The 26,022-nt window shown below is 67.0% G+C and carries 25 protein-coding genes and 1 riboswitch; of the genes, 14 read left to right on the plus strand and 11 right to left on the minus strand.

Annotated elements, in window-relative coordinates; genetic code table 11:
• The first annotated feature begins 4 nt into the window (after window positions 1-4).
• Complete coding sequence (locus BST13_RS18005) at window positions 5-799, plus strand: SDR family NAD(P)-dependent oxidoreductase (protein ID WP_245839714.1); 795 nt, start codon at window positions 5-7, stop codon at window positions 797-799.
• An 18-nt stretch (window positions 800-817) separates the two neighbouring features.
• Window positions 818-1,600, plus strand: coding sequence for a creatininase (locus BST13_RS18010; protein ID WP_083165386.1), 783 nt, complete (start codon window positions 818-820; stop codon window positions 1,598-1,600).
• A gap of 103 nt (window positions 1,601-1,703) precedes the next feature.
• Here BST13_RS18010 and lpdA read toward each other — a convergent pair whose 3' ends face one another.
• From lpdA to speB, 8 genes are all read right to left on the minus strand, one after another.
• Complete coding sequence (gene lpdA, locus BST13_RS18015) at window positions 1,704-3,074, minus strand: dihydrolipoyl dehydrogenase (RefSeq protein WP_083165387.1); 1,371 nt, start codon at window positions 3,072-3,074, stop codon at window positions 1,704-1,706.
• Window positions 3,071-4,012 carry a lipoyl synthase gene (lipA, locus tag BST13_RS18020; protein ID WP_083165388.1) on the minus strand — a complete coding sequence of 314 codons (942 nt, stop codon included), beginning with the start codon at window positions 4,010-4,012 and terminating at the stop codon, window positions 3,071-3,073. Before lipA ends, lpdA begins: the two co-directional genes overlap by 4 nt.
• Window positions 4,013-4,016: 4 nt before the next feature.
• Entirely contained in the window at window positions 4,017-5,399 is a 1,383-nt protein-coding gene (locus BST13_RS18025) for an L-serine ammonia-lyase (RefSeq protein ID WP_083165389.1), read from the minus strand.
• Complete coding sequence (glyA, locus tag BST13_RS18030) at window positions 5,399-6,667, minus strand: serine hydroxymethyltransferase (protein ID WP_083165390.1); 1,269 nt, start codon at window positions 6,665-6,667, stop codon at window positions 5,399-5,401. The genes BST13_RS18025 and glyA overlap by 1 nt, the downstream gene beginning before the upstream one ends.
• Before the next feature lie 2 nt (window positions 6,668-6,669).
• Window positions 6,670-7,068, minus strand: a complete 399-nt coding sequence (gene gcvH, locus BST13_RS18035) for a glycine cleavage system protein GcvH (protein ID WP_083165391.1) — start codon at window positions 7,066-7,068, stop codon at window positions 6,670-6,672.
• Window positions 7,069-7,080: 12 nt separating this feature from the next.
• Entirely contained in the window at window positions 7,081-8,196 is a 1,116-nt protein-coding gene (gene gcvT, locus BST13_RS18040; RefSeq protein WP_083165392.1) for a glycine cleavage system aminomethyltransferase GcvT, read from the minus strand.
• Window positions 8,193-10,979, minus strand: coding sequence for an aminomethyl-transferring glycine dehydrogenase (gcvP, locus tag BST13_RS18045; RefSeq protein ID WP_245839716.1), 2,787 nt, complete (start codon window positions 10,977-10,979; stop codon window positions 8,193-8,195). The genes gcvT and gcvP overlap by 4 nt, the downstream gene beginning before the upstream one ends.
• A 236-nt stretch (window positions 10,980-11,215) precedes the next feature.
• Window positions 11,216-11,307: riboswitch (glycine riboswitch) on the minus strand.
• Between the two features lie 32 nt (window positions 11,308-11,339).
• Window positions 11,340-12,344, minus strand: coding sequence for an agmatinase (speB, locus tag BST13_RS18050; protein ID WP_095533598.1), 1,005 nt, complete (start codon window positions 12,342-12,344; stop codon window positions 11,340-11,342).
• A 166-nt stretch (window positions 12,345-12,510) separates the two neighbouring features.
• Here speB and BST13_RS18055 point away from each other — a divergent pair, with 166 nt between their 5' ends.
• The 5 genes from BST13_RS18055 to BST13_RS18075 all read left to right on the plus strand — a co-directional run bounded on the left by BST13_RS18055 (window position 12,511) and on the right by BST13_RS18075 (window position 17,571).
• Entirely contained in the window at window positions 12,511-13,722 is a 1,212-nt protein-coding gene (locus tag BST13_RS18055) for an FAD-dependent oxidoreductase (RefSeq protein ID WP_211296113.1), read from the plus strand.
• Window positions 13,723-13,870: 148 nt separating this feature from the next.
• Window positions 13,871-14,695 carry an Abi-alpha family protein gene (locus BST13_RS18060; RefSeq protein WP_142282803.1) on the plus strand — a complete coding sequence of 275 codons (825 nt, stop codon included), beginning with the start codon at window positions 13,871-13,873 and terminating at the stop codon, window positions 14,693-14,695.
• Window positions 14,692-16,014 carry a DUF445 family protein gene (locus BST13_RS18065; RefSeq protein WP_083165396.1) on the plus strand — a complete coding sequence of 441 codons (1,323 nt, stop codon included), beginning with the start codon at window positions 14,692-14,694 and terminating at the stop codon, window positions 16,012-16,014. Before BST13_RS18060 ends, BST13_RS18065 begins: the two co-directional genes overlap by 4 nt.
• 101 nt (window positions 16,015-16,115) lie before the next feature.
• Window positions 16,116-16,958 carry an oxidoreductase gene (locus BST13_RS18070; protein ID WP_083165397.1) on the plus strand — a complete coding sequence of 281 codons (843 nt, stop codon included), beginning with the start codon at window positions 16,116-16,118 and terminating at the stop codon, window positions 16,956-16,958.
• On the plus strand, window positions 16,948-17,571 hold the full coding sequence (locus BST13_RS18075) for a TetR/AcrR family transcriptional regulator (protein WP_083165398.1): 624 nt from the start codon (window positions 16,948-16,950) through the stop codon (window positions 17,569-17,571). Before BST13_RS18070 ends, BST13_RS18075 begins: the two co-directional genes overlap by 11 nt.
• A gap of 16 nt (window positions 17,572-17,587) precedes the next feature.
• Here the strand turns inward: BST13_RS18075 and BST13_RS18080 are convergent, their stop codons facing one another.
• Complete coding sequence (locus tag BST13_RS18080; protein WP_083165399.1) at window positions 17,588-18,745, minus strand: PrsW family intramembrane metalloprotease; 1,158 nt, start codon at window positions 18,743-18,745, stop codon at window positions 17,588-17,590.
• Window positions 18,742-19,374 carry a hypothetical protein gene (locus BST13_RS18085; protein WP_083165400.1) on the minus strand — a complete coding sequence of 211 codons (633 nt, stop codon included), beginning with the start codon at window positions 19,372-19,374 and terminating at the stop codon, window positions 18,742-18,744. The genes BST13_RS18080 and BST13_RS18085 overlap by 4 nt, the downstream gene beginning before the upstream one ends.
• A gap of 223 nt (window positions 19,375-19,597) precedes the next feature.
• Between BST13_RS18085 and BST13_RS18090 the strand changes: the two genes are divergently transcribed.
• From BST13_RS18090 to BST13_RS18120, 7 genes are all read left to right on the plus strand, one after another.
• Entirely contained in the window at window positions 19,598-20,335 is a 738-nt protein-coding gene (locus tag BST13_RS18090) for a cutinase family protein (protein WP_083165418.1), read from the plus strand.
• 121 nt (window positions 20,336-20,456) lie between these two features.
• Complete coding sequence (locus BST13_RS18095; protein WP_083165401.1) at window positions 20,457-21,161, plus strand: FadR/GntR family transcriptional regulator; 705 nt, start codon at window positions 20,457-20,459, stop codon at window positions 21,159-21,161.
• 100 nt (window positions 21,162-21,261) lie between these two features.
• A complete protein-coding gene (locus BST13_RS18100; protein WP_083165402.1) occupies window positions 21,262-22,755 on the plus strand; it encodes an amino acid permease in 1,494 nt (497 codons plus the stop codon).
• 25 nt (window positions 22,756-22,780) lie between these two features.
• Window positions 22,781-22,981, plus strand: a complete 201-nt coding sequence (locus BST13_RS18105) for a hypothetical protein (RefSeq protein ID WP_083165403.1) — start codon at window positions 22,781-22,783, stop codon at window positions 22,979-22,981.
• Window positions 22,982-22,993: 12 nt separating this feature from the next.
• Entirely contained in the window at window positions 22,994-23,722 is a 729-nt protein-coding gene (locus tag BST13_RS18110) for an oxygen-binding di-iron domain-containing protein (RefSeq protein WP_083165404.1), read from the plus strand.
• A 34-nt stretch (window positions 23,723-23,756) separates the two neighbouring features.
• The gene (locus BST13_RS18115) at window positions 23,757-24,305 is read left to right on the plus strand and encodes a hypothetical protein (RefSeq protein ID WP_083165405.1); all 549 of its coding nucleotides are present in this window, start codon (window positions 23,757-23,759) and stop codon (window positions 24,303-24,305) included.
• Window positions 24,306-24,315: 10 nt separating this feature from the next.
• Window positions 24,316-24,939 (plus strand): TIGR03085 family metal-binding protein, encoded by a 624-nt coding sequence (locus tag BST13_RS18120; RefSeq protein ID WP_083165419.1) that lies wholly within the window; start codon window positions 24,316-24,318, stop codon window positions 24,937-24,939.
• On the opposite strand, the gene BST13_RS39060 is transcribed toward BST13_RS18120, so the two are convergent.
• On the minus strand, window positions 24,936-26,022 hold a 1,087-nt coding region (locus BST13_RS39060; RefSeq protein WP_211296114.1), incomplete at its 5' end, for a hypothetical protein. The genes BST13_RS18120 and BST13_RS39060 overlap by 4 nt on opposite strands.

Raw genomic sequence — 26,022 nt, forward strand, 5'->3', positions numbered from 1 at the left:
GCACATGGGTGAGATGACGAACCGTACTGCACTGGTGACCGGGGCCTCCTCGGGAATCGGGCTGGCCACCGCCGCGACGCTGGCCCGCGAAGGTGCCGACGTGGCCGTGCTGGCCCGACCCGAGGACGACCTGTCCGAGGCCGTGCGGCTGGTGAGCGAGCACGGCAGGCGCGCCCTGCCGATCAGTGTCGACGTCAGGGACTCCGCCGCGGTGCGGGCAGCGTTCGAGCGAGCCGAAGCGGAGCTCGGCCCCATCGACGCCGTGCTCAACAACGCCGGAATCTCCCGCGTCGCACCGCTTGTCGAAACCACCGACAAAGACTTCGACGATCTGGTGTCGATCAACCTGGCCGGATCGTTTTACGTGCTGCGCGAGGCGGCCCGCGTCATGCAGCCCCGCCGCCGCGGCTCGATCGTCAACACCGGCTCCGAGCTCGCCCTCATGGGCCAACCGGGCTTCGTCGCCTACACCGCCACCAAGGGTGCCATCGTCGCGATGACCCGCAGTGCCGCAGCGGAATTGGTCACCTGGGGTATCCGGGTCAACTCGGTGTGCCCGGGCACCACCCGCACACCGCTGCTCATGGTGGAATTCGAGGACAGCGCCGATCCCGAGGCCGAGATCGCCGAGATCTCGGCCAGCGTCGCCGCCGGACGTTTCGGCGAGCCGCAGGAGATCGCCGAGGCCGTGGTGTTCCTGCTGTCCGACCGGGCCAGCTATGCCGTGGGCACGCATCTCGTGGTCGACGGTGGCCGGTCCACCTGCATACCCGCCGGCAACATCGGCGTCTCTCATTGACCAGCAAGGAGTTACGACATGACTGAACAAAAGCCGCGACTGTACCGGGAGATGACCTGGCCGGAGATCGCCGAGGCGGCACGGGCCGACATCCCGGTCGCCATCCCGATCGGTTCGACCGAGCAGCACGGTCACCACCTGCCCGTCTGCACCGACTGGCTCATCCCCGAGAAGCTGTTGGAGGAAGCCAGCCGCCGTACCGACCTGGTCGTCGGGCAGTTCGTCCCGTTCGGCTACCGCAGCAGGCCGGGAAGCGGTGGCGGGCAGCACATTCCGGGCACCCTCTCACTGCGGGCCACCACCTACATCGCCCTGCTCGAGGACATCCTCAGTGAGCTCAAACGCGCCGGATTCCGCAACATCGTGCTGTACAACTGGCATTACGAGAACAGCGGATTCATCTACGAGCCCGCGTTCCTGATCTCCGAGAAGCACCCCGAACTGAAGATCCTCGTGATGGAGGACGCCAACCCCGATTTCACACCGGACCGCCAGCAGGCCATCTGGCCCGACGGCTTCCCGGGCCTGGCGCTCGAGCATGCCGCCGTGATCGAAACCTCGCTGCTGCTCCACCACGCACCTCATCTCGTGCGCGCCGAGCACATCAAAGCCGACGCTCCCGAGCGCGTCGTCAACCACGACGTGCTGCCGATCGACACCCGCATGTCCACCGCCACCGGCACCCTGTCCTCCCCCGAGGCCGCCAGCGCCGAGAAGGGCAAGATGCTCACCGAGTGGATGGTCGACCGTCTCGTCGCCGTGCTCGCCGACGAGTTCGGGGACCGCCGGCTGACCGTCTGATCCTTTGCACCGCATCGGGTCTGCGGTGAGGGCGCAAAACATCGAGAACCGAGCGCCCTCACCGCGGACTCAGCGTGTCAGCTGCGCGGCAGCTGACCCCTCCCTACCCGTGCAGGTGAAGCGGCGCGCCGGATACGGCCATCAGCGCCTCACCCAGGGCCTCGTTCTGGGTCGGGTGGGCATGCACGAACCGGGCCGCTTCGGCCGCCTTCACGCCGAGGTTGTAGAGCAGCTGCGCCTCGCCGATCAGCTCAGAGACGCCGGCTCCGATCATGTGCACGCCCACCACTGCGCCTGCCGGGTCGACGACGAGCTTGACCGCACCGGAGGCCTTGAGGATCTGGCTGCGCCCGTTGCCCGCCAGGTCGTAGGTGACGGTTTCGACGCCGTCGCCGTACTGCTCACGCGCCGCCTCCTCGGTGAGGCCGACGGACGCGATCTCGGGATGGCAGTAGGTGACGCGGGGGATGCCTGCGTCGGCGACCAATTCGGCCTCACGGCCCGCGATGCGTTCTGCGACGAATATGCCATGCTGAAATGCGCGGTGCGCCAATTGCAGTCCGCCGACGATGTCGCCGATAGCGTAGACGCTCGGCACGCTGGTGCGCAACGACTCGTCCGTAACCACGAAACCACCTTCGACCGTCACGCCGTTCTCGGCCAGCCCGAGGTCTGCGGTACGCGGGGCGCGGCCGACCGCGACCAACAGCACGTCTGCGCTGAGCACATCACCGGATTCCAGGGTCACCTGCACGGCGTCGGCATCGGAGGTGACAGCGGTGACGCGTGCCCCGGTCTTGGCGGTGATGCGACGACGCCGGAACAACCGCTCCAGGTAGGTGGAGATGGCAGCGTCCTCGTTGGGCACCAGCCGAGGCAATGCTTCGACGATGGTCACCTTGGTGCCGAACGAGGCCCAGAGACTGGCGAATTCGACACCGATCACGCCGCCGCCGAGAATGATCGCCGTTTCGGGGATGGTGTCCAGTTCCAGCGCTTGATCGCTGGTGAGCACGCGGTCCGACGTCGAGATGACACCGGGTACCTTCGGGGCGGAGCCGGTGGCCAGCACGATCGTGCGGCCCGTGATGGTGGTGCCGTCGACGTCGACCGTGGTGGGCCCGCTGAGCCTGCCCCTGCCGTTGACGACGGTGATCCCGAGGCCCTCGATCAAGCCCGACAAGCCCTTGTACAGGCGCGACACCACGGTGTTCTTGAAGCTGTGCAGCTTTTCGGGGTCCACGCCCTCGAAGGTGGCGTTGACGCCGAATTGGGCTGCGGTGCGGGCGTTGTCGGCGACCTCGGCGGCGTGCAGCAGCGCCTTGGTCGGGATGCAGCCGCGGTGCAGGCAGGTGCCACCCACCTGAGCTTCGTCGATCAGGATGACCGACTGCCCGAGTTGCGCCGAGCGGATCGCGGCGGCGTAACCGCCGGGGCCGCCGCCGAGGATGACGACATCAGCTGTGTTGGTCACGAAATACTCCTTGAAAGTTCGATAGCGGCACGCGCCTGGTCGTAGAGCGTTCCGGCCCGATACGACGAGCGCACCAACGGTCCGGACATCACTGAAAGGAAGCCGATCTCCCGGGCGACCCCGTCGAGCTCGGTGAATTCCTCTGGCGTGACCCAACGTTCGATGGGGTGATGCCGCGGTGTGGGCCGCAGGTATTGGGTGATGGTGATCAATTGGCAGCCGGCGGCGTGCAGATCACGCAGGGCCTGCACGATCTCATCGGTGGTCTCCCCCATGCCGAGGATCAGGTTCGACTTGGTGATCAGACCCCGGTTGCGGGCCCGTGACAACACGGCGAGCGAGCGGTCGTAGTCGAAGCCCGGCCGGATCCTGCGGAAGATACGCGGCACGGTTTCCAGGTTGTGCGCCAACACTTCCGGGGCTGCGTCGAACACTTCGTCGAGCTGCTCGGGTGTCCCGGTGAAATCTGGGATCAGCAGTTCCACACCTGTGCCCGGGCAGACCGCATGGATCTGCCGGACGGTCTCGGCGTACAGCCAGGCTCCGCCGTCGGGCAGGTCGTCACGCGCCACCCCGGTGACGGTCGCGTAGCGTAACTGCATCTGTGCCACCGATTCGGCGACGCGCCGGGGCTCGTCGCGGTCGAGCGGTTCGGGGCGACCGGTGGCAATCTGGCAGAAATCGCACCGCCGCGTGCACTGGTCACCGCCGATCAGAAATGTCGCTTCCCGGGCTTCCCAGCATTCGAAGATGTTGGGGCAGCCCGCTTCCTGACACACGGTGTGCAGATCGTTGCGCCGCACGAGCGCACTCAACTCACGATATTCGGGCCCGGTCTTGAACGTGGTCTTCATCCACGACGGCTTGCGTTCCACGGGAGTCTGCGCGTTGCGGACCTCGAGGCGCAGCAGGCGGCGGCCTTCTGGGGTGACGGTCATGGCATCAGCATTCGACGACATTGACAGGAACGTTGACCGCCAGGCCACCCATGGAGGTTTCTTTGTACTTGGCACTCATGTCCATCCCCGTGGCCCACATGGTGTCGATGACCTCGTCGAGGCTCACCCGGTGCGTACCGTCGCCACGCAGCGCCATGCGGGCGGCGTTGATGGCCTTGCCTGCCGAGATGGCGTTCCGCTCGATGCACGGGATCTGCACGAGCCCACCGATCGGATCGCACGTGAGGCCCAGGCTGTGCTCCATCGCGATCTCGGCGGCGTTCTCGACCTGCTGCGTTGTGCCACCGAGGATTTCGGCGAGCGCACCGGCAGCCATCGACGCGGCGGACCCCACCTCGCCCTGGCAGCCGACCTCGGCGCCAGAGATCGAGGCCCGCTCCTTGTACAGCGAGCCGATCGCACCGGCGGTCAGCAGGAAGCGGACGGTCGCGTCGTCCGGGTCGGCAAGCCCTGCGCGCGTGTAGTGCAACGCGTAATACAGGACCGCCGGGATGATGCCCGCCGCACCGTTGGTCGGCGCGGTCACGATGCGTCCGCCGGAGGCGTTCTCCTCGTTGACCGCCAGCGCCACCAGGTTCACCCAGTCCTCGGCGAAAGCCGGATCGCGGTCGGCGTCTTCGGCGGCCAGCCGCACGAACCAGTCGTGCGCACGCCGCCGCACCCGCAGGTTGCCAGGCAGGTACCCGTCGCGCGACATGCCCTTGGTCTGGCAGGCGACCATGACATCGCGGATGTGTAGCAGCCGCTCGCGCACCTCGGCCTCAGTGCGCGTCGCGCATTCGAGCCGCATCATCGCCTGGCTCACCGATATCCGGTCGCGTTCAGTGAGAGCCAAAAGCTCTGCTGCGGACCGGAACCCGCTGTCGCCGTCCGGTTCGCCGGCCACCCGAGCACCCGATTCCCGTTCAGTGACGACGAATCCGCCGCCGATGGAGAAGTATGTCTCGCGGTACACCTCTTGGCCGTCGGCCGCGACGGCGGTGACCGTCATGGCATTGGGATGCCCGAGCCGAGTCAACGGGTGCAGCACCATGTCGGCTTCGGTGAGCGCCAACAGAATCCGGCCGGCCAGCCGGATCTTGCCCTCCACCCGGATCGCCGCGAGCCGTCGTTCCATCTCGTCGGTCTCGATGGTCTCGGGCCGGTAGCCTTCCAGACCCAGCAGGATCGCCGGCATCGTGCCATGACCGGCGCCGGTGGCGGCCAGCGAGCCGAACAGGTCGACGCGGACATCGGCGACCTCGTCGAGAACGTCGCGGGCGACGAGCTCGTCGACGAATCTACCGGCGGCGCGCATCGGGCCGACGGTGTGCGAACTCGACGGCCCGATACCGACCGAGAACAGGTCGAACACGCTGATGGCCATTACAGCTCCGGATACAGCGGGAACTGCTCGGCCAGCGAACGCACCTGCGCGGCAAGGTCATCAACGTTCGCGTCGGGAGCAGCGACGAGAGCCCGGACGATGATGTCGGCGACCTTCGCGAACTCTTCGTCGCCGAATCCACGAGCGGCCAGCGCTGGAGTGCCGATGCGCAGCCCGGACGTCACCATCGGCGGGCGGGGGTCGAACGGCACCGCATTGCGGTTGACGGTGATCCCGACGGCGTCGAGCCGGTCCTCGGCCTGCTGCCCGTCGATGGCGGCGTTCCGCAGATCCACCAGTACCAGGTGCACATCGGTTCCACCGGTCAGCACCGTGATCCCGGCAGCCTGAGCGTCGGGCTGGTTCAACCGCTCGGCCAGGATCTGTGCGCCGCGCAGGACCCGCCGCTGACGCTCGGCGAACTCCGGCTGGGCGGCCATCTTGAATCCGACGGCCTTGGCGGCGATGACGTGCTCCAGCGGACCGCCCTGCTGACCGGGGAACACCGCAGAGTTGATCTTCTTGGCGATGTCGGCCTCGTTGGTGAGGATGACGCCGCCGCGGGGACCACCCAGGGTCTTGTGGGTCGTGGAGGTAACGACGTGGGCGTGCGGGACCGGCGAGGGATGCAAACCGGCGGCGACCAGGCCCGCGAAGTGGGCCATGTCGACCATCAGGTAGGCGCCCACCTCGTCGGCGATCTCGCGGAACCGCGCGAAGTCAAGTTGCCGCGGGTACGCCGACCATCCGGCAATGATCAACTGCGGCTTGTGCTCTCGCGCTGCGTCGGCAACGGCGTCCATGTCGATGAGGTAGTCCTCCTTGGACACCCCGTACGCGGCGACGTTGTAGAGCTTGCCGGAGAAGTTCAGCCGCATGCCGTGAGTCAGGTGACCGCCGCAGTCCAGCGACAGACCGAGAATCGTGTCACCCGGTTTGATCAACGCATGCATCACCGCGGCGTTGGCCTGGGCACCCGAATGCGGCTGCACATTGGCGAACTCTGCACCGAAGATCGCCTTCACCCGGTCGATGGCGAGCCGTTCGATGACGTCGATGTGTTCGCAGCCACCGTAGTAGCGGCGGCCCGGATAGCCTTCGGCGTACTTGTTGGTCAGCACCGAACCCTGGGCCTGCATGACCGCGAGCGGCGCATGGTTCTCCGAGGCGATCATCTCCAGGCCGAGCCGCTGCCGGTGCAGTTCATCGCCGATGGCCGAGGCGATCTCGGGGTCGAACTCGGTGAGATCCTGATCGAGCACAGTCATGGCTAGGCCTCGCTCTTCGCTGCGTATTCCGCTGCGGTCAAAAGGGTTCCGGCTGCGGTCGGCTGTACCTCGAAGAGCCAGCCCTCGCCGTAGGGGTCGGAGGTCACGAGGGCGGGATCCTCGACGGCAGCCGTGTTGACGGCGGTGACGGTGCCGCTGACCGGTGGGTACAGCTCGGACACGGTCTTGGTGGATTCCACCTCGCCACAGGTCTCGCCCGCGGTGATGGTGGCTCCGACCTCGGGCAGGTCGAGGAACACCAGATCACCCAGCGCCGCCGCGGCGACGGAGGTGATCCCGACCCGCACCGGAACGTCAGGCAGTGCTGCGCCGGGCGCGATCAGCACCCATTCGTGTTCCTCGGTGTAGCTGCGATCGTCCGGAATCGTGATGTCTGCCATAGTGCTTCCTTTTCAGTTGCGGCGGTAGAACGGCGCCGGGGTGACTTCGAACTGCTCTTTGTTGCCGCGGATGTCGACGTGCAGAACCGTTCCCGGTTCGGCCAGCGACGCGTCCAGGTAGGCCAGGGCGATCGGGTATCCGAGGGTGGGCGACAGCGCGCCGGAGGTGACGGTTCCGACGGCGGCTCCATCGGGTCCGTGATGAACTGTGTAGCCGGCGCGGGCCGCGCGCCGCGTCGAACCCTTCAGCCCCACCAGCACGCGTTGCACGGGCTGTTCGGAAAGCCGCTGCAGTGCATCGCGTCCCACAAAATCCTTGGTCAGGCGAACGACCTTGCCGAGCCCCGCCTCATACGGGTTGGTGGCCTTGTCGAGTTCGTGCCCGTAGAGCGCCATCCCTGCTTCCAGCCGCAGGGTGTCGCGGCACGCCAGGCCCGCGGGGGACCCGCCGGCGGCAGTGGTGGCTGCCAGCAGCAACCGCCACAGGTCCACCGCGTGTGCGTTGGGCACGTAGAGTTCGAAGCCGTCCTCGCCCGTGTACCCGGTGCGGGCCAGCAGCACATCGATGTCGGCGACACGGGCCTCGGTCACCGCGTAGTACTTGAGATCTCGCACCGTCTCGCGCTGGTCCTCGGGCACCAGAGAACTCACGATGGCCTCGGACGCCGGGCCCTGCACGGCGATCAGTGCGGTATCGGTGGACTGATCGTCCACCTGGGCGTCGAATTCGGCGGCCCGGCTGCGCAGTTCGCCCGCAACGGTCGGAGCGTTCGCGGCGTTGGCGACGACCAGGAAGTGCTCGTCGGCGAGCCGGTACACCACGAGATCGTCGATGACGCCGCCATCGGTATCGCACATCAGCGAGTACTTGGCGCGCCCGACGGCGATCTTGGAGGCCTCACCGACCAGCGCGAAGTCGAGCGCTGCGGCGGATTGCGGTCCCGTGATGGAGATTTCACCCATGTGGGACAGGTCGAACAGGCCCGCGGTCTCACGCACCGCCTTGTGCTCGGCCAGTTCACTGCCGTACTTCAGCGGCATCGCCCATCCCGCGAAGTCGGTAAAACTGGCGCCCAGTTCCCGGTGTTCGTCGATCAGTGGCGAAGCCGGGGTGCGGTCGTCGGTCATACGAGAGCCTCCTGCAGGGTCGGTTCGGTCTGGAACGCCTCGGGTGCTGGGCACGAGCAGGCGAGGTTGCGGTCGCCGTGCACGCCGTCGATGCGGCGGACCGGCGGCCAGTACTTGTTGCGCCTCAGAGAGGCAACCGGATACGCCGCGTACTGCCTGCTGTAGGGCAGGGTCCACTCGGCGTCGGTGACCTGCTCGGCGGTGTGTGGCGCTTGCCGCAGCGGGCTCTGCTCCAGCGCCCACTCGCCCGAGTCGACCCGGCTGATCTCGTCGTGGATGCCGATCATGGCTGCGATGAACCGGTCCAGCTCGGCCAGATCCTCCGATTCGGTGGGCTCCACCATGAGGGTGCCGTTGACCGGGAAGGACAGCGTCGGCGCGTGGAAACCGTAGTCGATCAACCGCTTTGCCACGTCTTCGGCGCTCACCCCGGTGCGTTTGGTGATCTCGCGCAGATCCAGGATGCACTCGTGCGCGACCAACCCGGATTCGCCGGTGTAGAGCACCGGGTACCGATCGGCCAGTGACGCGGCCACATAGTTGGCGGCCAGCACGGCGGTCTTGGTCGCGGCCGTCAGCCCGTCGGGCCCCATCAGCGCCAGGTAGGCCCAGGTGATCGGAAGGATGCCGGCCGAGCCGTAATTGGCAGCCGACACCGGGGCCGGCCCGTCGACGGACAGCGGATCGCCCGGCAGGAACGGCGCGAGGTGCGCCCGCACCGCGACCGGTCCGACACCCGGGCCACCGCCACCGTGCGGGATGCAGAACGTCTTGTGCAGGTTCAGGTGTGAGACGTCGCCGCCGAACTCGCCCGGTTTGGCCAGGCCGACAAGGGCATTCAGGTTGGCCCCGTCGACATACACCTGGCCGCCTGCGCCGTGGACGAGGTCGCACACGGTGCGCACCTCGGTCTCGTACACGCCGTGGGTGGATGGATAGGTCAGCATGATGGCTGCAACGCGGCCGTCGTGGTCGGCGAGCTTCGCCTGCAGGTCGTCGACATCGATGTTGCCGTTGGGTGCCGTCTTGACCACGATCACGCGCATGCCGGCCAGAACTGCCGACGCGGCATTGGTGCCGTGCGCGGACTGCGGGATGAGGCAGACATCGCGCTCGTCGTCACCGCGGGACCGGTGGTAGGCGTTGATGGCCAGCAGGCCGGCGAGCTCGCCTTGCGATCCGGCGTTGGGCTGCAACGAAACCCGGTCATAGCCGGTGATCTCGGCCAGCCAGCTCTCCAGGTTGCCGATGAGCTCGAGGTACCCGCCGGTCTGCGCGGCCGGCGCATACGGATGGATGCCTGCGAACCCGGGCCAGCTGATCGGTTCCATCTCGGCGGCGGCGTTGAGCTTCATGGTGCACGAGCCCAGCGGGATCATCGTCCGGTCCAGTGCGAGGTCCTTGTCGGAGAGTTCCCGCAGGAACCGCAACATCGCGGTCTCGGAACGGTGCCGGTGAAACACCGGATGGGTCAGGTAATCCGACGTGCGCAGCACGTCTGCGGGCAACGCGACGCCGCCACCCGACGCGACAGGTACGGCACCGAACACGTCGAGCACGCGCCGCACGATGTCGTCGGTGGTGCGCTCGTCGCACGAGATGCCGACGTGGTCGGCGTCGACCAGACGCAGGTTGATCCCGGCGCGGTCGGCGGCGTCGACGATGTCGCGGGCACAACCGGGGACCCGCACCAGCACGGTGTCGAAGAACGAGTCGTGCACGACCTCCCGGCCCGCGAACCGCAGCCCCTCGGCCAACGCGACGGCATGACCGTGCACGCGGGTTGCAATGGCGCGCAACCCTTCCGGACCGTGGTAGGCGGCGTACATGGCGGCGACGTTGGCCAGCAGCGCCTGCGCGGTGCAGATGTTGCTGGTCGCCTTGTCCCGGCGGATGTGCTGTTCGCGGGTCTGCAGGGCGAGCCGGTAGGCGGGCTTGCCGTCCACGTCGACGGAGACGCCGACCAGCCGGCCCGGCAGCATGCGCTCCAACCCGGACCGCACCGACATGTACCCGGCATGCGGCCCGCCGAAGAACAGCGGCACACCGAACCGCTGCGCCGAGCCCACGGCGATGTCGGCACCCTGCTCGCCGGGCGGCGTGATCAGCGTCAACGACAGCAGATCGGCCGCGACGGTGGTCAGCATGCCGCGGCCGGCGGCCGCGGCGATCAGCGGCGCCAGGTCACGGACAACGCCGCCGGCACCGGGCGATTGGAAGACGACGCCGAACGCGTCACCGTCAGGCAGCGCCTGCGCCAGGTCTGCGACCACCACCTCGATGCCCACCGACTCGGCCCGCCCGCGCACCACCGCGAGCGTCTGCGGCAGGCAATCCGCGTCGAGCACAACACGATTGGACTTCGAGGTCTTGTTGGCCCGGCGCATCAGCAGCACGGCCTCCATCACCGCGGTGGCCTCGTCGAGCAGCGATGCACCGGCCACCGGCAGTGCCGTGAGATCCTCGATGACGGTCTGGAAGGTCAGCAGCGCTTCGAGCCTGCCCTGGGAGATCTCCGGCTGGTACGGCGTGTACGCGGTGTACCAGGCCGGCGACTCCAGCATGTTGCGGCGCAGGACGGCCGGGGTGATGTTGTCGTGGTAGCCGAGACCGATCATCTGCACCCGCGTCTCGTTGCGGTCAGCCAGCGCACGCAGCGCGTCGAGCACCTGCTCTTCGGACCGCGCCGCGGGGAGTCGCAGCCCGTCGCTACTGCGGATCTGGGTGGGTACGGCCGCGTCGATCAGTGCGTCGACGGACGGGTAGCCGAGCACGTCGAGCATGCGGGCTTGGCCGGTGTGGTCGGGGCCGATATGGCGGTCGCGAAAAACACTGTCGCCGTTGACAACTTCAGATAGCTCAGGCACGAGGTGACTCCGGTTTCGGGGCGCCGCGATGACGCGACGTATCGGGTGGTGACACCTCCCCGCTCTGTCCTGAAACCTGAGAGTTTTAGCGCTGCCGCGCTGTTCCCCTTCGGTAAGTGCGATCGGTGGATCCCACTGTTCTCCAGAGTTGCCTCGACACTGCGGTATTGGGCCTGAGAGATTCCCGGGGAGGAGTTGCTCCTACGGCGCCTCCGAAAAACGGAGGTTCTCCCACAGTGCGTCAACGACGTTTTCAGTTGTGTGATGCATGCTACGTCATTGACGGGTGGTTGTCGCAACCTCTCCGTTGACGGGCAAGTTGGTGCGGGCGCCGGCGACCATGAGCGACACGATGTCGAAGACCAGCGTCGCCGCCGCGACACAGGTGATCTCGGCATGGTCGTAGGCGGGGGCCACCTCGACGACGTCGGCGCCGACGATGTTGAGTCCGGTCATCTTTCGCAGCATCTTCAGCAGCTCGCGCGAGGTCAGACCACCCATTTCAGGGGTGCCGGTGCCCGGGGCGAAGGCCGGGTCCAGCACGTCGATGTCGATGGACAGGTACACCGGGACGTCGCCGACCCGGCGGCGCACTACGTCCACGGCCGCGTCGACGCCGATCACGTCGAGGTCGCCTGCCCGGATGATCTTGAAACCCATCCTGGCGTCGTCGTCGAGATCCATCTGGTCGTAGATGGGACCTCGGATGCCGATGTGGATCGAGTGGTCTTCGACGAGCAGCCCCTCCTCGAACGCGCGCCGGAAGATGGTGCCGTGAGTGACCGGGGCGTTGAAATAGGTGTCCCAGGTGTCCAGGTGTGCATCGAAGTGCACGAGTGCAACAGGGCCGTGTTTGGCATGCAGCGCACGAAGATTGGGCAACGCGATGGTGTGATCGCCACCGATGGACACGATGCGGCGATCGCCGCCGGCGAGAATGTCGGAGGCGTGATCCTGAATCTGCCGGCACGCCTCGTCGATGTTGTACGGCGTGACCGCGACGTCACCGGCATCCACCACCTGGACGTGTTCGAGTGGCGCGACGCCCAGTTCGACGTGATAACCCGGACGCAATGCCCGGGCTGCGGTGCGCACCGCGAGCGGGCCGAACCGCGCTCCCGGGCGGTAGGAGGTTCCGCCGTCGAACGGCACGCCGAGGATCGCGATGTCGTAATCGGACACCTCGTGGATGTCGGCGATCCGGGCGAAGGTGCCCTTGCCCGCATACCGCGGAACCTGCGTGGCGGGCACAGCGCCGATGATGCCGTTTCGCGTGGTCATCTGTGGTTTCCAGCCTTTCGAATCGCCGGTTGTTCGACTGCCAGCATCGACCCCGGCGACCATCGATGGCGAGCAGATAATGCCCAAACCCCCGCCGACCTCTTTGAGCGATCGCACAATCGCCCTGTCGTTCTGTGCCGGCGGTTTTCGTGGTTGGCTGGGTGTCGTGACCGACAGCACGACGTGCGCCATCGTGGGTGGCGGCCCGGCCGGCATGATGCTCGGCCTGATCCTGGCCCGATGCGGGGTCGACGTGACGGTGCTGGAGAAGCACGCCGACTTCCTGCGGGATTTCCGCGGCGACACCGTGCACCCCAGCACCATGCGTCTGCTGGATGAACTGGGCCTGCTGCAGAAGTTCGACGAAATCCCTTACAGCAAGGTCGAAAAGGGCGACTTCACCGTCGACGGACAGGCCATCACCATGGTCGACTTCCGGCGGCTGCGGCAACCACATCCTTATGTCGCGATGGTGCCGCAGTGGGATTTTCTCGACTTGCTGGCCGATGCGGGCAAATCCGAACCGCATTTCACGCTGCGGATGCAGACCGAGGTCACCGAACTGCTGCGCGACGGGGACCGGATCACCGGCGTCCGTTACGAAAGCCCCGACGGTCCCGGCGAGTTGCGCGCCCAACTGACCGTCGGTTGCGACGGACGGTGGTCGGTCACCCGCCGGGAATCCGGCCTGTCGGTCCGCGAGTACCCGGTGCCGTTCGACGTCTGGTGGCTGAGGCTCCCGCGCACCAACGACGGCGACTATTCACTCATCCCGCGGACCGCGCCCGGCAAGGCGCTGATCATGATCCCGCGCCGGGGGTACTTCCAGATCGCCTACCTGATCCCCAAGGGCAGCGACAACGGCCTGCGGGCCCGCGGACTCGACCGCTTCAAAAGTGAGCTGGCCGAACTGATCCCCGAGTCCGACGTGGATTCGCTCAATTCGTGGGACGACGTCAAATTTCTCGATGTCCGGCTCAACCGCCTGCACACCTGGCATCGCGACGGGCTGCTGTGCATCGGCGACGCCGCGCACGCCATGTCCCCGGCCGGCGGCGTCGGCGTCAACGTCGCGATCCAGGACGCCGCGGCGGCGTCCCGGCTGCTGCACGCACCGCTGCGCGAGCATCGCATCACCGAGGCCGATCTGGCGTCGGTGCAGCGCCAACGCACCGTGCCCACCGTCGTCACCCAGGGCTTCCAGCGGATCGTGCATCGGCAGGTACTGGCGCCGGCGATGGCAGGCAAGGAGATCATCCCGCCGCCGGCTCTGCGCAGCTTGCTGCACCGGCTGCCCGGGCTGGCTACCGTGCCGGGCTACATCATCGGCACCGGAGTGCGGCCCGAGCACGTCCCGGCCATCGCCCGCCGTCGCTGAAAGTGGCCGAACAAGGGTGAGTTTGCGCCCACTGGCGCACTGTCGCCCTGCGACCAGGTACCGTGCGCACATCTCGATGCCGTAGATCTAAGGTCGATCGGTACTGAACTGCGGACACATCTGGTACCGGGGAGGCGGTCGATCAGCGATGTCACAGGAATTGTCGAAGGCGGAGGCCGGGGCGCCGGTCACTGCTGACTCGCCGAAGAAACGGCGGGCCCTTCAGCGTCGCGGATTCAAGCTGTCCACGCCGGTGGGTGAGATCGCGTTTGCCATTCGCACGCCGAAATACCAGGCGCCTGTTCCCAAGTGGTTCGACCCGTTCGGCATCGCGGGCCGGGCGACCGACGCCGCCAAGGTGGGTATGCAACTCGCCAGCTGGGGCGAGGAGCAGTTGATGACCCTGCTGCGGGACCGGCTCGACGCGGTCGATACGACGCCCAAGACGCTGCAGTCGGCCGAGCCCGACGAGCCCACGCCCGAATCACTGCACACCAAGATGGGCCGGCTGCTGGAGCGTGCGCTGGACCAGAGCACCAGCGGTAGTCAGGTGGAGCTGTACCACCGATTGCTCAACCAACTCGTCGCCGACGAGGCCCGCATCATCGGTGCGCTGTCGGACGGCGCGGCCTCGCCTCTGGTGAACGTCCGGTCCTGGACCCGCTCCCGGACCCCCGGGCAGGCCGTGCTGGAGAACGCATGCCTGATCGGCCGCACCGCGAACGTCGCGCTGCCCGGCATGGTGCCGCAGTACGTCGGCCATCTGCTCTCGTTGGGCCTGGTGGAGACCGGGCCCGAGGACCCGGGCATGAAGAGTGACTACGAGGTGCTGCTGGCCGAGCCTGCGGTGCTCGCGGCGATCAAGACGGCGACGCGCGGTCCGTTGACGGCCCGCGTCGAGCGACTCACGCTGAGCCTGTCGAGCCTGGGCATGGGGTTGTGGGAGGCCGCAATGCAGCAGGACGGTCGGTGAGCACGACCAGCCAGACGGTCCTCGCCATCCAGAACTGGCAGGAGATCAAGGCCGACTTCGGCGCCAACTGGCTCATCTATCTGTCGATGCCCTTCGTGGCCGCCTTCGTCGGGTGGAGCACCAAGATCGTCGCGCTCGAGATGCTCTACCGTCCCCTGGCCTTCGTCGGCATCGGCCCGATCGGCTGGCAGGGCATCGTGCCGCGCCGCGCAGGCAAGGTGGGGTCCAAGACCATCGAGCTGCTCACGCAGAACCTGCTCAAACCGGAGGAGTTACTCGAGAAGGTCGACGCCAAGGAAGCCGTCGAGAACCTCCGTGAGCCGCTGACGCAGGCGGTCGACGAGATCTCCCGTGAACTCGCCGAGCAGATCCGCCCGGGGTTGTGGGATTCGCTTCCCGACGCAGCCCGCCGGACCATTCAGACCCGCATCCACGAGCAGACGCCCAAGGTCGTCGAGAAAATGCTGAGCGAGATGCGGGCGGACCTGCCCCGCTTCGTCGACGTGCAGTTCCTCGCGGTCACCACGCTGGTCCGCAACAAGGAGAAGCTCAACAAGCTGATGCGCGGGCTGGGCGACAACGCCATGGCGTTCGTCCGGCGCAGCGGCATCTACTTCGGCCTGGGCATCGGCCTGGTGCAGATGGTCGCGTGGGCGCTGTTCCAGAACCCGTGGATCATGCCGGCGTTCGGCTTCGGCGTCGGCTTCATCAGCGACTACATCGCGCTGAACATGCTGTTCCGTCCGGTCCAGCCGACCAAGTATCTGGGGTTCATCCCGTTCCAGGGATTGCTGCACGCACAACGCGACACCATCACCAAGGACTACGCCAGGATCCTGTCCGAGGATCTGTTCTCGCCGGAGATCCTGTTCGACGGCATCCTGCGCGGCCCCGGCGCCGACAAGCTGTTCGCGCTCGTCGGCAAAGAGGTCGAAGCGGCCATCGACGCGCAGACCGGTATCGCCACGCCGCTGGTGAAGCTCGCCATCGGCACCCAGCGGTACAACGCGCTCAAGGACAACCTGGTGCAGATGGTGCTCGAACGGCTGCCCACGACGCTGCGCGATGCGCAGGACTACGCGATGAGCGCGCTGGACCTGGAGCAGACCATCGTCGACAAGATGGGCCAGCTCACCAACGAGGAGTACGAGTCCATCCTGCGGCCGGTCTTCAAGGACGACGAGCCGACGATGATCGCGGTCGGCGCCATCCTGGGTGGCATTGTCGGTGAGATCCAAGTGCAGATCATCGAGCATTTCGGCCGCACCCCCGAGACCGCCGCGATGGTCGATGTGGTGCGTACCGCGCTGCACCACTGAACCCCAGGAATAACCATCCCGACTCGTCCGTTGCATCGACCGTTCCACCAAAACTAAACTGATCGTACAGTTCAGTTGAGTCCGAAGAGGCAGGTCACACCATGAGCGTTTGGTTCATCACCGGAGCATCCCGCGGTTTCGGCTTGGAGATCGCCCGCGAGGCACTCTCGCGCGGTCACGACGTGGTCGCCACGGCACGCGATGCCGCCGCCATCACCGCGGCACTGCCCGACGCGGGCGAACATCTGCTGGCCGTGACGCTGGACGTCACCGACGAGGCGCAGGCCCGGGACGCCGTCCAAGCGGCGGTCGAGCGGTTCGGCCGCATCGACGTACTGGTCAACAACGCGGGCCGGGGCCTGCTGGGCGCTGTCGAAGAAGCCACCGATGCCGAAATTCGCGCGGTCTACGACACCAACGTCTTCGGCCTGCTCACTGTCACCCGCGCGGTGACGCCGGTGCTGCGCGCGCAACGTTCCGGCACCATCGCCAACATCTCGTCGGTCGGCGGGTTCGTCGGCTCACCCGGCTGGGGCGTCTACGCGTCCACCAAGTTCGCCGTCGAGGCGTTGTCGGAGGCCCTGCATGCCGAACTCAAACCGCTGGGCGTGCACGCAATGGTGATCGAGCCCGGTTACTTCCGCACCGACTTCCTCGACTCGTCGAGCCTGCAGACCCAACAGCGGACCATCGACGACTACACCGACGGCCCAGCCGGGCAGATGCGCATCACCGCCGGCGAGCGCAATCACGATCAGCCAGGCGATCCGGTGAAGGCCGCCAACGCCATCATCGACGTCGTCGAGTCCCCGCATCCACCACTGCGCCTGCAACTGGGCCGCGACACCATGGCGGCGGTCGAGGCCAAGATCGCCCACGTGCAAACCGAGATGGACCAGTGGCGCGCCGTCGCCGAATCCACCGACCACGACGATGTCGCCTGACACCCACGGCACAGGTGACAACGTCTTCGTCCGCCCCACCGGCGCGCGCAGCGACCGCATCCACCAGGCCATCCTGAACGCGACCGCCGATCTGCTCGACGGTGGCGGCTTCCCCGCCACCACCGTCGACGCGATCGCGGCGCGATCGGGCGCCAGCAAGGCGACCATCTACAAGCACTGGCCCTCGCGCACCGCGGTGGCAGCCGAAGCGTTCGGGACCATGATGGCCCAGGCTCTGCCGCTCCCCGACACCGGAACTACGGCAGCAGATCTCACCGAACAAGTGGTGCGGGTGTCGGCCTTCTACGCCAGTGCACGTGGCGAAGTATTCGCCCAACTACTCGCGGCCTGCGTCGACGACCCCGTCGGCGCAAGGTATTTCCGCGAGTACTTCCTCGACGGCAGGCGTGCGGCCATCACCACGCTGTGGCAGCGCGGCGTTACACGCGGCGATGCCGACCCGGGCCTGGAGATCGACGACGTCATCGACATATTGTTCGGGCCCTTGATTTTCCGGCGCATGACCGGCCACTACGCGCTCACCGAACAACATGCGCGCCAGTTGGCCGAGACAGCACTGCGTGGCCTACTCGGCCCGTCGCCTCCGGACTGACATCACCCGCGGCGCATCACCACCGCGACGGTGCGCCGCTGCGGATCCGGGCGATCTCGGACCGGGCGAACTGCACTGCCGGCGTGTCCGCACCGCGGGAGCGGGCCAGTTCCTGCGCCAGGTCGTAACCGGCCTGCAGCACCTGCCGCGCCGTGCGTCGGACCACCCTGGGCCGCAAGGACTTCCGATAGCGCCGCCGAGTTCTGCGGTTGCCCGCGATGGCATCGAGTTCGGCCTCGGTCAACACGCCCGACGCCACCTCGGGCGCCAGCACGCTGCGCAGCAGCGCCCGCTCCTGCGGCACGGTCAGCACATACACCCGGAAGAAGATGATCAGCGTCACCAGCAGGATGACCGCCCAGAGCACGATCAGCAGCAGGCTGCTGCCACCGACCAGACTCCCCGCCGAGTCCCAGAGACCGTGCAGCACAGGCGCCGACACCATGAGCAGCAGCCCGCGGCACACCCTACGCGGTTCGGCGGGGCGGCCCAACACATAGATGAGCCCAGCGCAGAAGATCGCCGTGTAGGCGAAATGCCCACCGACGCCAGTCAGCATGCGCAGTACCATCACGACGGCCATGCCGTCCTGATTGCGCAACGCGTACAACATGTCTTCGAGCAATTGGAATCCCAGCCCGATGACCAGGCCGATGATGAAACCGTCGAACGCGGTGCGCACGATGCGTGGCGCCAGCACGATCAGCAGCACCAGCCCGGCGCCCTTGGCCAGTTCCTCGGTGACCGGTGCCGACAAACCCGCGGCCCAGTCCAGCGACCAACGCTGGCCGAACTGTTTGGCGTACAGATCCCCGATGGCCGTGTTGGCGACGGCCGCCATCGCCCAGGTCGCCGCGAACGCGCCCCACACCAACGCTGTGATCAGCAGCTTGACCGGAAGCTCGGTGTAGCGGTCGGCCCGCTGGGCCAGGAACCAGATGACCGCGCCATAGATCGCGAACACGACGGCCGCGGTGAATACCGAGTGCGGGTTGAAACTTCCCACCGAATCGGCGAACTGACCGAGCCCGACGAGGACCAGCAACACATATACCCAGAAAGCCAGGTTGCGGGGCTGGATGAAGACGAAGCGGCGCCCCCACCCGGACGCGTCGATCGCTGAGATGCGCTCGGCGACAAGGGTATCCATGTGCACTGCGTCCGGCGCGGTCATCGATCGGCCTGTGCGTCACGGCGGATGCTGGTGATCATGCGGTTGGCGGTGTCGCGCTCACTGCTCGTCGCCAGCAGCGGCTCGATCGCGACGGCCTTCACCGCGAAACCGTCGATGACGAACGCCGCCAGCACCTTGTGCGCCACGGGATCCGTGACGTCGACAGTCCGGCCCTGCACGCCCTGATCAGTGGTCAGCGGGGCCCGCGTGCCCGTCGTCGCCTCAGCGCCGTCGGGCTCGGCCCGCCGCACGCGCTCCTCGAGTTGGGCCAGCGCGGCGTCGGCGTCGCCCTTGAACGGCACCACCCCGACCGACAGCGACGCGTCCCCGTTGACCACGGTCGCGGTGCTCGGATAGCCGCTTGCCGGCTCGTTGCCGCGGCGCACGCCGTCGGTGATGCCCCAGCCCGGCTCGGGCACGAACGTGACCCCGTCGGCCAACTGCATGATGTCGCCGGGCGCCACCTGTTCGGTGTAGGTGAACGACGAATTCACCACCGGCGCAACCACAGTCATCACGATCGCGAGTGCCAGGACGGCCAGGGCCGGAGGGATGGTGCGGCGGTCAAGGCCGCACCAGCGCCGGTCGGCGGGCACCCACCGTTCGTCGGGCTCGTAAACGGGCTGCATGTGCGCAGATTACCGGCGCCTTCCCGACCGGTCCGGCATCCGGGACGGTAACGCCCAACGCGCCTGCGGCAATCCCGAAGGGCGCACTTTCATCACGTGGCATACATCACTTGACTTCCGCGGAATCGCAGCTCAGGTATCCCACTTGTAGCAGGTAGTTGCCACTCCGACACCGAAGCCGTGGCAAACGGAACGAGATGGGAGAGGCACCGTGATCACCAGAATGGCACAGTCCACGATCTACACCGTGCTGGCCTTGGCAGCAATCGTCGTCGGCTCGCTGGCCGGGCCGGCCGCGACAGCCAGCGCTGCCGACGACGCGTGTGCGAACGTCGAGGTTGTGTTCGCCCGCGGGACGTTCGAAGCACCCGGGGTCGGTGCGACGGGGCAGGCCTTCGTCGACGCCCTCACCGACCGGCTGCCCGGAAAATCCATCGACGTGTACGCGGTGAACTACCCGGCATCGCTGGACTTCGGCCAGGCGGTTGACGGAATCGCCGACGCCAGCAACAGGATTCAGTCCATCGCCGCGAACTGCCCGGCGACCAAGATCGTGCTGGGAGGCTACTCGCAGGGCGCCGCGGTGGCCGGCTACACCACCTCGGCTTCCGTCCCCGCCGGATTCGTCCTGCCCGCCAGCATCTCAGGCCCGATGCCGCCGGCCGTCGCCTCGCACGTCGCCGCAGTGGCCTTGTTCGGAACGCCCGACGACTGGTTCCTGCACCTGGCCGACCGCGACGCACCATCCATCGCCATCGGACCGCTCTACTCCGCCAAGACCATTCAGCTCTGCGCGACAGGTGACCCGGTGTGCTACCCGGGCGGCTTGAACCGGTCGGCGCACAGCTCCTACAAGGACAACGGGATGGCCATCCAGGCAGCCGATTTCGCGGCGCGCCAGTTGGGTGCCTCCGCTCCCGCGGCGACCGTGGTGCAGACCGCGGGTGAGGCCGGAAACTAACAGAACCCCGGGCCGACGGCCGGAAGCACGTCCCAGTGGACCGCTTCCGGCCGTCGCTCTTTTCGGAGACCCGGCCTCGCGGGCGTTGACAGTCCTCACAGCTGACGGGCACGCTGGTTTCATGAATCTGCCCGATAGCTGGACAGATCGGCCGGCCGCCGTCGTGCGGCGCAACGCCGCCGAAACAGTGTTCGACGACCTGTGCTCGGCCATCGAGAACGGCGACCTGCCGCTCGGAGTGAAACTGCCTCCCGAGGCCGCGCTGGCCGCGCGCTACGGCGTGAGCCGCTCGGTCGTCCGCGAGGCCCTGCGATCCTGCCAAACGCTGGGGCTGACCGAGACCAAGACGGGTTCTGGCACCACCGTGATCTCGACCCACGCCGCCGCCCCACGCTATGGCCGGTTCTCGGCGCGCGACCTCGTAGAGGCGAGGCCCTATATCGAAGTCCCGGCGGCAGGCTGGGCGGCGCGCCGCCGCACCGACGATGAATTGGCTGCTCTGACGAAGATTGTCGAGGCGATGAGCGTCGAAACCGATCCGGCACGGTGGGTCAAGATGGACACCGATTTCCACCTCGGCATCGCCCGCGCGTCGGGCAACGAGGTGTTCGCGACCGTGGTCGGCGCCATCCGCGGTGCGTTGTCGATCCAGTCGCGGTTACTCAACGCCAGCATCCACGAACGCCGCACCGCATCCGACCGCGAACACCGCCGGATCCTCGATGCCATCACCGCAGGGGACTTCGCGGACGCCTCCGACAGCATGCGGCAACACCTGGACCGCGTCGAGGATGCGGTCAACAAGTTGACCTCCATGACCCCTTGAGGCCCTGAACCGAAGTTCACGTCCTTGACGGAAAAACGTGAGCGGTGTCACACTCGTTCATCAAGCTGTCCGACAGCCGCACAGCCGAGATTGGACTCCGATGACCGCGCAGTCTCCGCAAGCCCAACCCGCCACCGCCCCGTCGCCGAACCTCACCAAGGAAGACGCCGGCTATCACAAGGGCCTCAAGCCGCGGCAGCTACAGATGATCGCCATCGGCGGCGCCATCGGCACCGGGCTGTTCCTCGGCGCGGGCGGTCGCCTCGCCTCCGCCGGCCCCGGACTGTTCCTGGTGTATGGCGTCTGCGGCGTCTTCGTGTTCCTGATCCTGCGGGCACTCGGTGAGCTCGTGCTGCACCGGCCGTCGTCGGGGTCGTTCGTGTCCTACGCCCGCGAGTTCTACGGCGAGAAGGCGGCATACGCCGTCGGCTGGTTGTACTTCCTGAACTGGGCGATGACGGCCATCGTGGACACCACGGCCATCGCCACCTATTTCCACTATTGGAAGACGTTCAACGTCATTCCGCAGTGGCTGCTGGCGTTCCTCGCCCTCGCGATCGTGCTGTCGGTCAACCTCATCTCCGTCAAGATGTTCGGCGAGATGGAGTTCTGGGCCGCGCTGATCAAGGTGCTGGCGCTCATGACATTCCTCGTCGTCGGCACGATCTTCCTCGCCGGCCGCTATCAGGTCGACGGTCACAGCACCGGCCTGAGCGTCATCGCGCAACACGGCGGATTGTTCCCGACGGGCGCACTGCCCCTGCTCATCGTCACCTCCGGCGTGGTATTCGCCTATGCCGCAGTCGAATTGGTCGGCACAGCAGCGGGTGAGACCGCCGAACCGGAGAAGATCATGCCGCGCGCCATCAACTCTGTGGTAGCCCGCATCGCGATCTTCTACGTCGGATCGGTGGTCCTGTTGGCGCTGCTGCTGCCCTACACCGCCTACGACAAACACGAGAGCCCGTTCGTCACGTTCTTCTCCAAGATCGGCTTCGCCGGAGCAGGCGACATCATGAACGTCGTGGTGCTCACCGCGGCGTTCTCCAGCCTGAACGCCGGGCTGTACTCGACCGGCCGCATCCTGCGGTCGATGGCGATGAACGGCAGCGCACCGAAGTTCACTGCCCGGATGTCGCGCAGCGGCGTACCCTATGGCGGCATCGTATTGACGTGCGTGATCTGCCTTTTCGGCGTGGTACTCAACGCTCTCGAGCCCGGCGAAGCGTTCGAGATCGTGCTCAACATGGCAGCGCTCGGCATCATCGCGTCGTGGGGCACGATCGTGCTGTGCCAGCTACGACTGGTGAAGATGTCCAACGCGGGCATCATGAAACGGCCCAACTTCCGGATGCCGCTCACGCCGTACAGCGGTTACGCGACACTGCTGTTCCTCGTCGCGGTCCTCGTGCTGATGGCCTTCGACGCTCCGATCGGCACCTGGACCATCGGGACGCTCGTCATCCTCATCCCGATGCTCATAGGCGGCTGGTACCTGGTGCGCGGCCGCGTGATGGAGGCCGCGGGTGAACGTATGGGCTATACGGGCGAATTCCCGGTGGTGGCGAACCGTCCGGTGGATCCTGAAGAGTAAGAACCGCACAGGACGAGGTGAATCGATGACCCGCAGCCATCCCCATACCCGTAACCGCTACGCCGCTCGCCCGCCGCTGTACGGGATGGTGATGGTGTTCGTCGCGATGGCGATCGTGGCCGTCACGGCGTACTACCACCTCGGCTGGTGGTCGATCATCGGCTATGCCATCGCAGCGGTCACTGCGGTCGGCGGGTTCGCGCTCGCCTTCCGCGACTTCTCTTGACCCAGCGCTGCAATGAGCGACACCACAGCAGCGCAGGTCGACGAGATCGCACCGGACATCTACCGGATCTCCACCTGGGTGCCCGGCATCACCGAGTACGGCTTCACTTTCAATCAGTTCCTGTTGACCGGCGACCAGCCATTCCTGTTCCACACCGGCATGCGGCACCTGTTTCCGTCGGTGTCCGAAGCGATCAAACGCGTACTGCCACTTGACCGGCTGCGCTGGATTTCCTTCGGTCATCTGGAAGCCGACGAATGCGGCGCGATGAACCAGATGCTGGCCGCGGCCCCGAACGCCGAGGTGATCCACGGCCCGTTGGCCATCATGCTGTCGCTGGCCGACATGTGCGACCGGCCACCGGTCGCCGCACCCGAGGGCGCCCACGACATCGGCGGCCACCGGCTGAGATTCATCCCGACGCCGCACGTGCCACACAATTGGGAAGCGGGCCTGTGGTTCGACGAAACCACCTCGACCCTGCTGGCGGGCGACCTATTCACCCACACCGGGCAATGCCCGGCACTGACCGAATCCGATTGCGTGGCACCGGCACTGGAAGCCGAGGGACTTTTCCACGCCACCGGCCTGACCACCAACCTGGCCGTTACCCTGGCGCAACTGGCCGAGCTGAATCCGACCACCCTGGCGATCATGCACGGTTCGTCGCACACCGGCGACGGCGCCGCCCAGCTGCGAGCCCTTGCCGACGGATATGCGGCGCTGGTCGGCGCGTCATAACCCAACAGCGCCACGGGCTGCATAGCCTTGTCGCGTGACGGCTCGGCCACTGCTGGGTGCCCTGCTGACGGCAGGCGCCTTGCTCACCGCGTGCCATTCCAGCATCGAAGGCTCGCCCGTCACCAGCCCGCCATCACTGACCGAGCCCACCTTCCCCACTCCCCGGCCGAGTCGATCGAGCCCAGCGCCGTCACCCAGCACCACGGCGCCACCGGCGACCACCACCTCGCAAGCCCCACCCGGCGCCGCCGCGCTCGAACCGACGAATGGCTACGTCTTCATCCAGACCAAATCCGGTAAGACCCGCTGCCAGATCTCCAGCCGGGAAGTCGGTTGCGAATCGGACTTCACCAGCTCACCGATCGTCGATGGCGCACCCGCGAACGGCGTGCGAGTCAGCACCGGCGGTCAAATCCATTGGGTGTTGGGCAATCTCGGCGATATCCCGGCCGTGACGCTCGACTACCGCACGTATCGGGCGCTCGGTTGGACCATCGACGCCGGCAGCGACGGCACCCGGTTCACCAACGACGCGACCGGTCACGGCATGGTTGTCGCGGTGCAGGGCGTGGAGACGTTTTAGAGTCGTGGGTATGACAGCAGCGAAGCGCGAGCGCGCGGCGCTCGTCGAAACGATGCGTGCGGCCGGTCCGGACGCCCCCACTCTCTGTGAGGGCTGGAACGCTCGCGACCTGGCCGCCCACCTGGTGGTGCGGGAACGTCGGCTCGACGCCGCGCCCGGCATCCTGGTTCCGCAGCTCGCCGGCTACACCGCCAAGGTGCAGGATCAGGTCACCGCAGGCACCGACTGGGCCGAGCTGGTGGACAAGATCGCCGCCGGCCCACCACTGTATTCACCGTTCTTCCTGCTCGACCCGTTGGTGAACGTCGGTGAGATGTTCATTCACAACGAAGATGTCCGTCGTGCCCAACCTGGCTGGAAGCCAAGGGAACTCGACGATGCCACCGTCAGCGCACTGGCCCGGATGGTCTCCAACATGGCCAGGATGACGATGTCGAAGTCGCCGGCCCGCGTCACCCTGACCACGCCCGAGGGCAAGACACTGACCACCATCGGGCGCGGCCCAGAGGTCACCGTCACCGGTGCTCCCGGTGAGCTGTTGATGTTCGCGGCGGGCCGCGAACAAGCGGAGGTCACGTTCTCCGGCGACGACGATGCCGTCGCCGCCCTGCGCTCCGCCCGCCGCGGCCTCTAGGGGTCGTCGGGCCCGTCGCGGTTGCCGGGTCGTTGTGTGGTGTGGGGGTGACTGTCTGGTCGTGGGGCGGCGTGCAGCGCTTGTCCGGCGGGGTCGTTGCCGGCGTCTGCGGGTGCTTGCCGGTTGGAAGTGTGCGGATCCTCCGGTGCCGGTGCGGTCTCAATAGGCTGCGGGCCGGGCGCGGCAGGCGCTTCGTCGCCTGTCACGCCGTTGTCGTCAGTGTCCTCGCCGCCGATGGTCTGGGTTGGCTCGGCGCCTGGCTGGGCGGGATGTTCCGGTGCCTCATCGCCGTTGGGGGCGGTGCCGGTATCGCCGGTGTTTTGCGTGTTCGTGGGGCGCAGTTCTTCGGGTCCTGCGGTGACCACTTCAGGCCACGGGTCGGGCTCGGCGGGCGGCTCCTCGGCCGTCACGGCGTCGTCGTCGGTGTCCTCGCCGCCGATGATCCGGGTTGCCTCGGCGTCCGGTTGGGCGGGATGTTCCGGTGCCTCATCGGCATTCGAGTCAGTGTCGGTATCGCCCGTGGCTTCCGCGTTCGTGGGGCGCAGTTCTTCGGGTCCTGCGGTGACCACTTCAGGCCACGGGTCGGGCTCGGCGGGCGGCTCCTCGGCCGTCACGGCGTCGTCGTCGGTGTCCTCGCCGCCGATGATCCGGGTTGCCTCGGCGTCCGGTTGGGCGGGATGTTCCGGTGCCTCATCGGCATTGGAGTCAATGTCGGTATCGCCTGTCTCGTCCGCGTTCGTGGGGCGCAGTTCTTCGGGTCCCGAGGTGACCACTTCAGGCCACGGGTCGGGCTCGGCGGGCGGCTCCTCGCCTGTCGGGGCGTCGTCGGTGTCGTGGCCGTCCATGATCTGAGTTGCCTCTTGGTCCGGTGCCTCATCGCGATTGGACGCCGGGCCGGTGTCGCCAATTTCGCCTGTGTTCGGGTGGCGTGGTTGTTCGTTCGGCGGGTCGGGCTCGGCAGGTTGGCTGTCGGCGTCGGCGCCGGTGTCCTCGTCGTGGGTGTTGGTGGGTGCCTCGGTGTTGGGGTGGAAGAGGTCTTCGGGGCGCCAGTAGTGGTTGAGGCGGTCTTGGCCGGTGTCGAGT

This window comes from Mycobacterium aquaticum, from assembly GCF_002086485.1.
GTDB classification, from domain to species: Bacteria; Actinomycetota; Actinomycetes; order Mycobacteriales; family Mycobacteriaceae; genus Mycobacterium; species Mycobacterium aquaticum.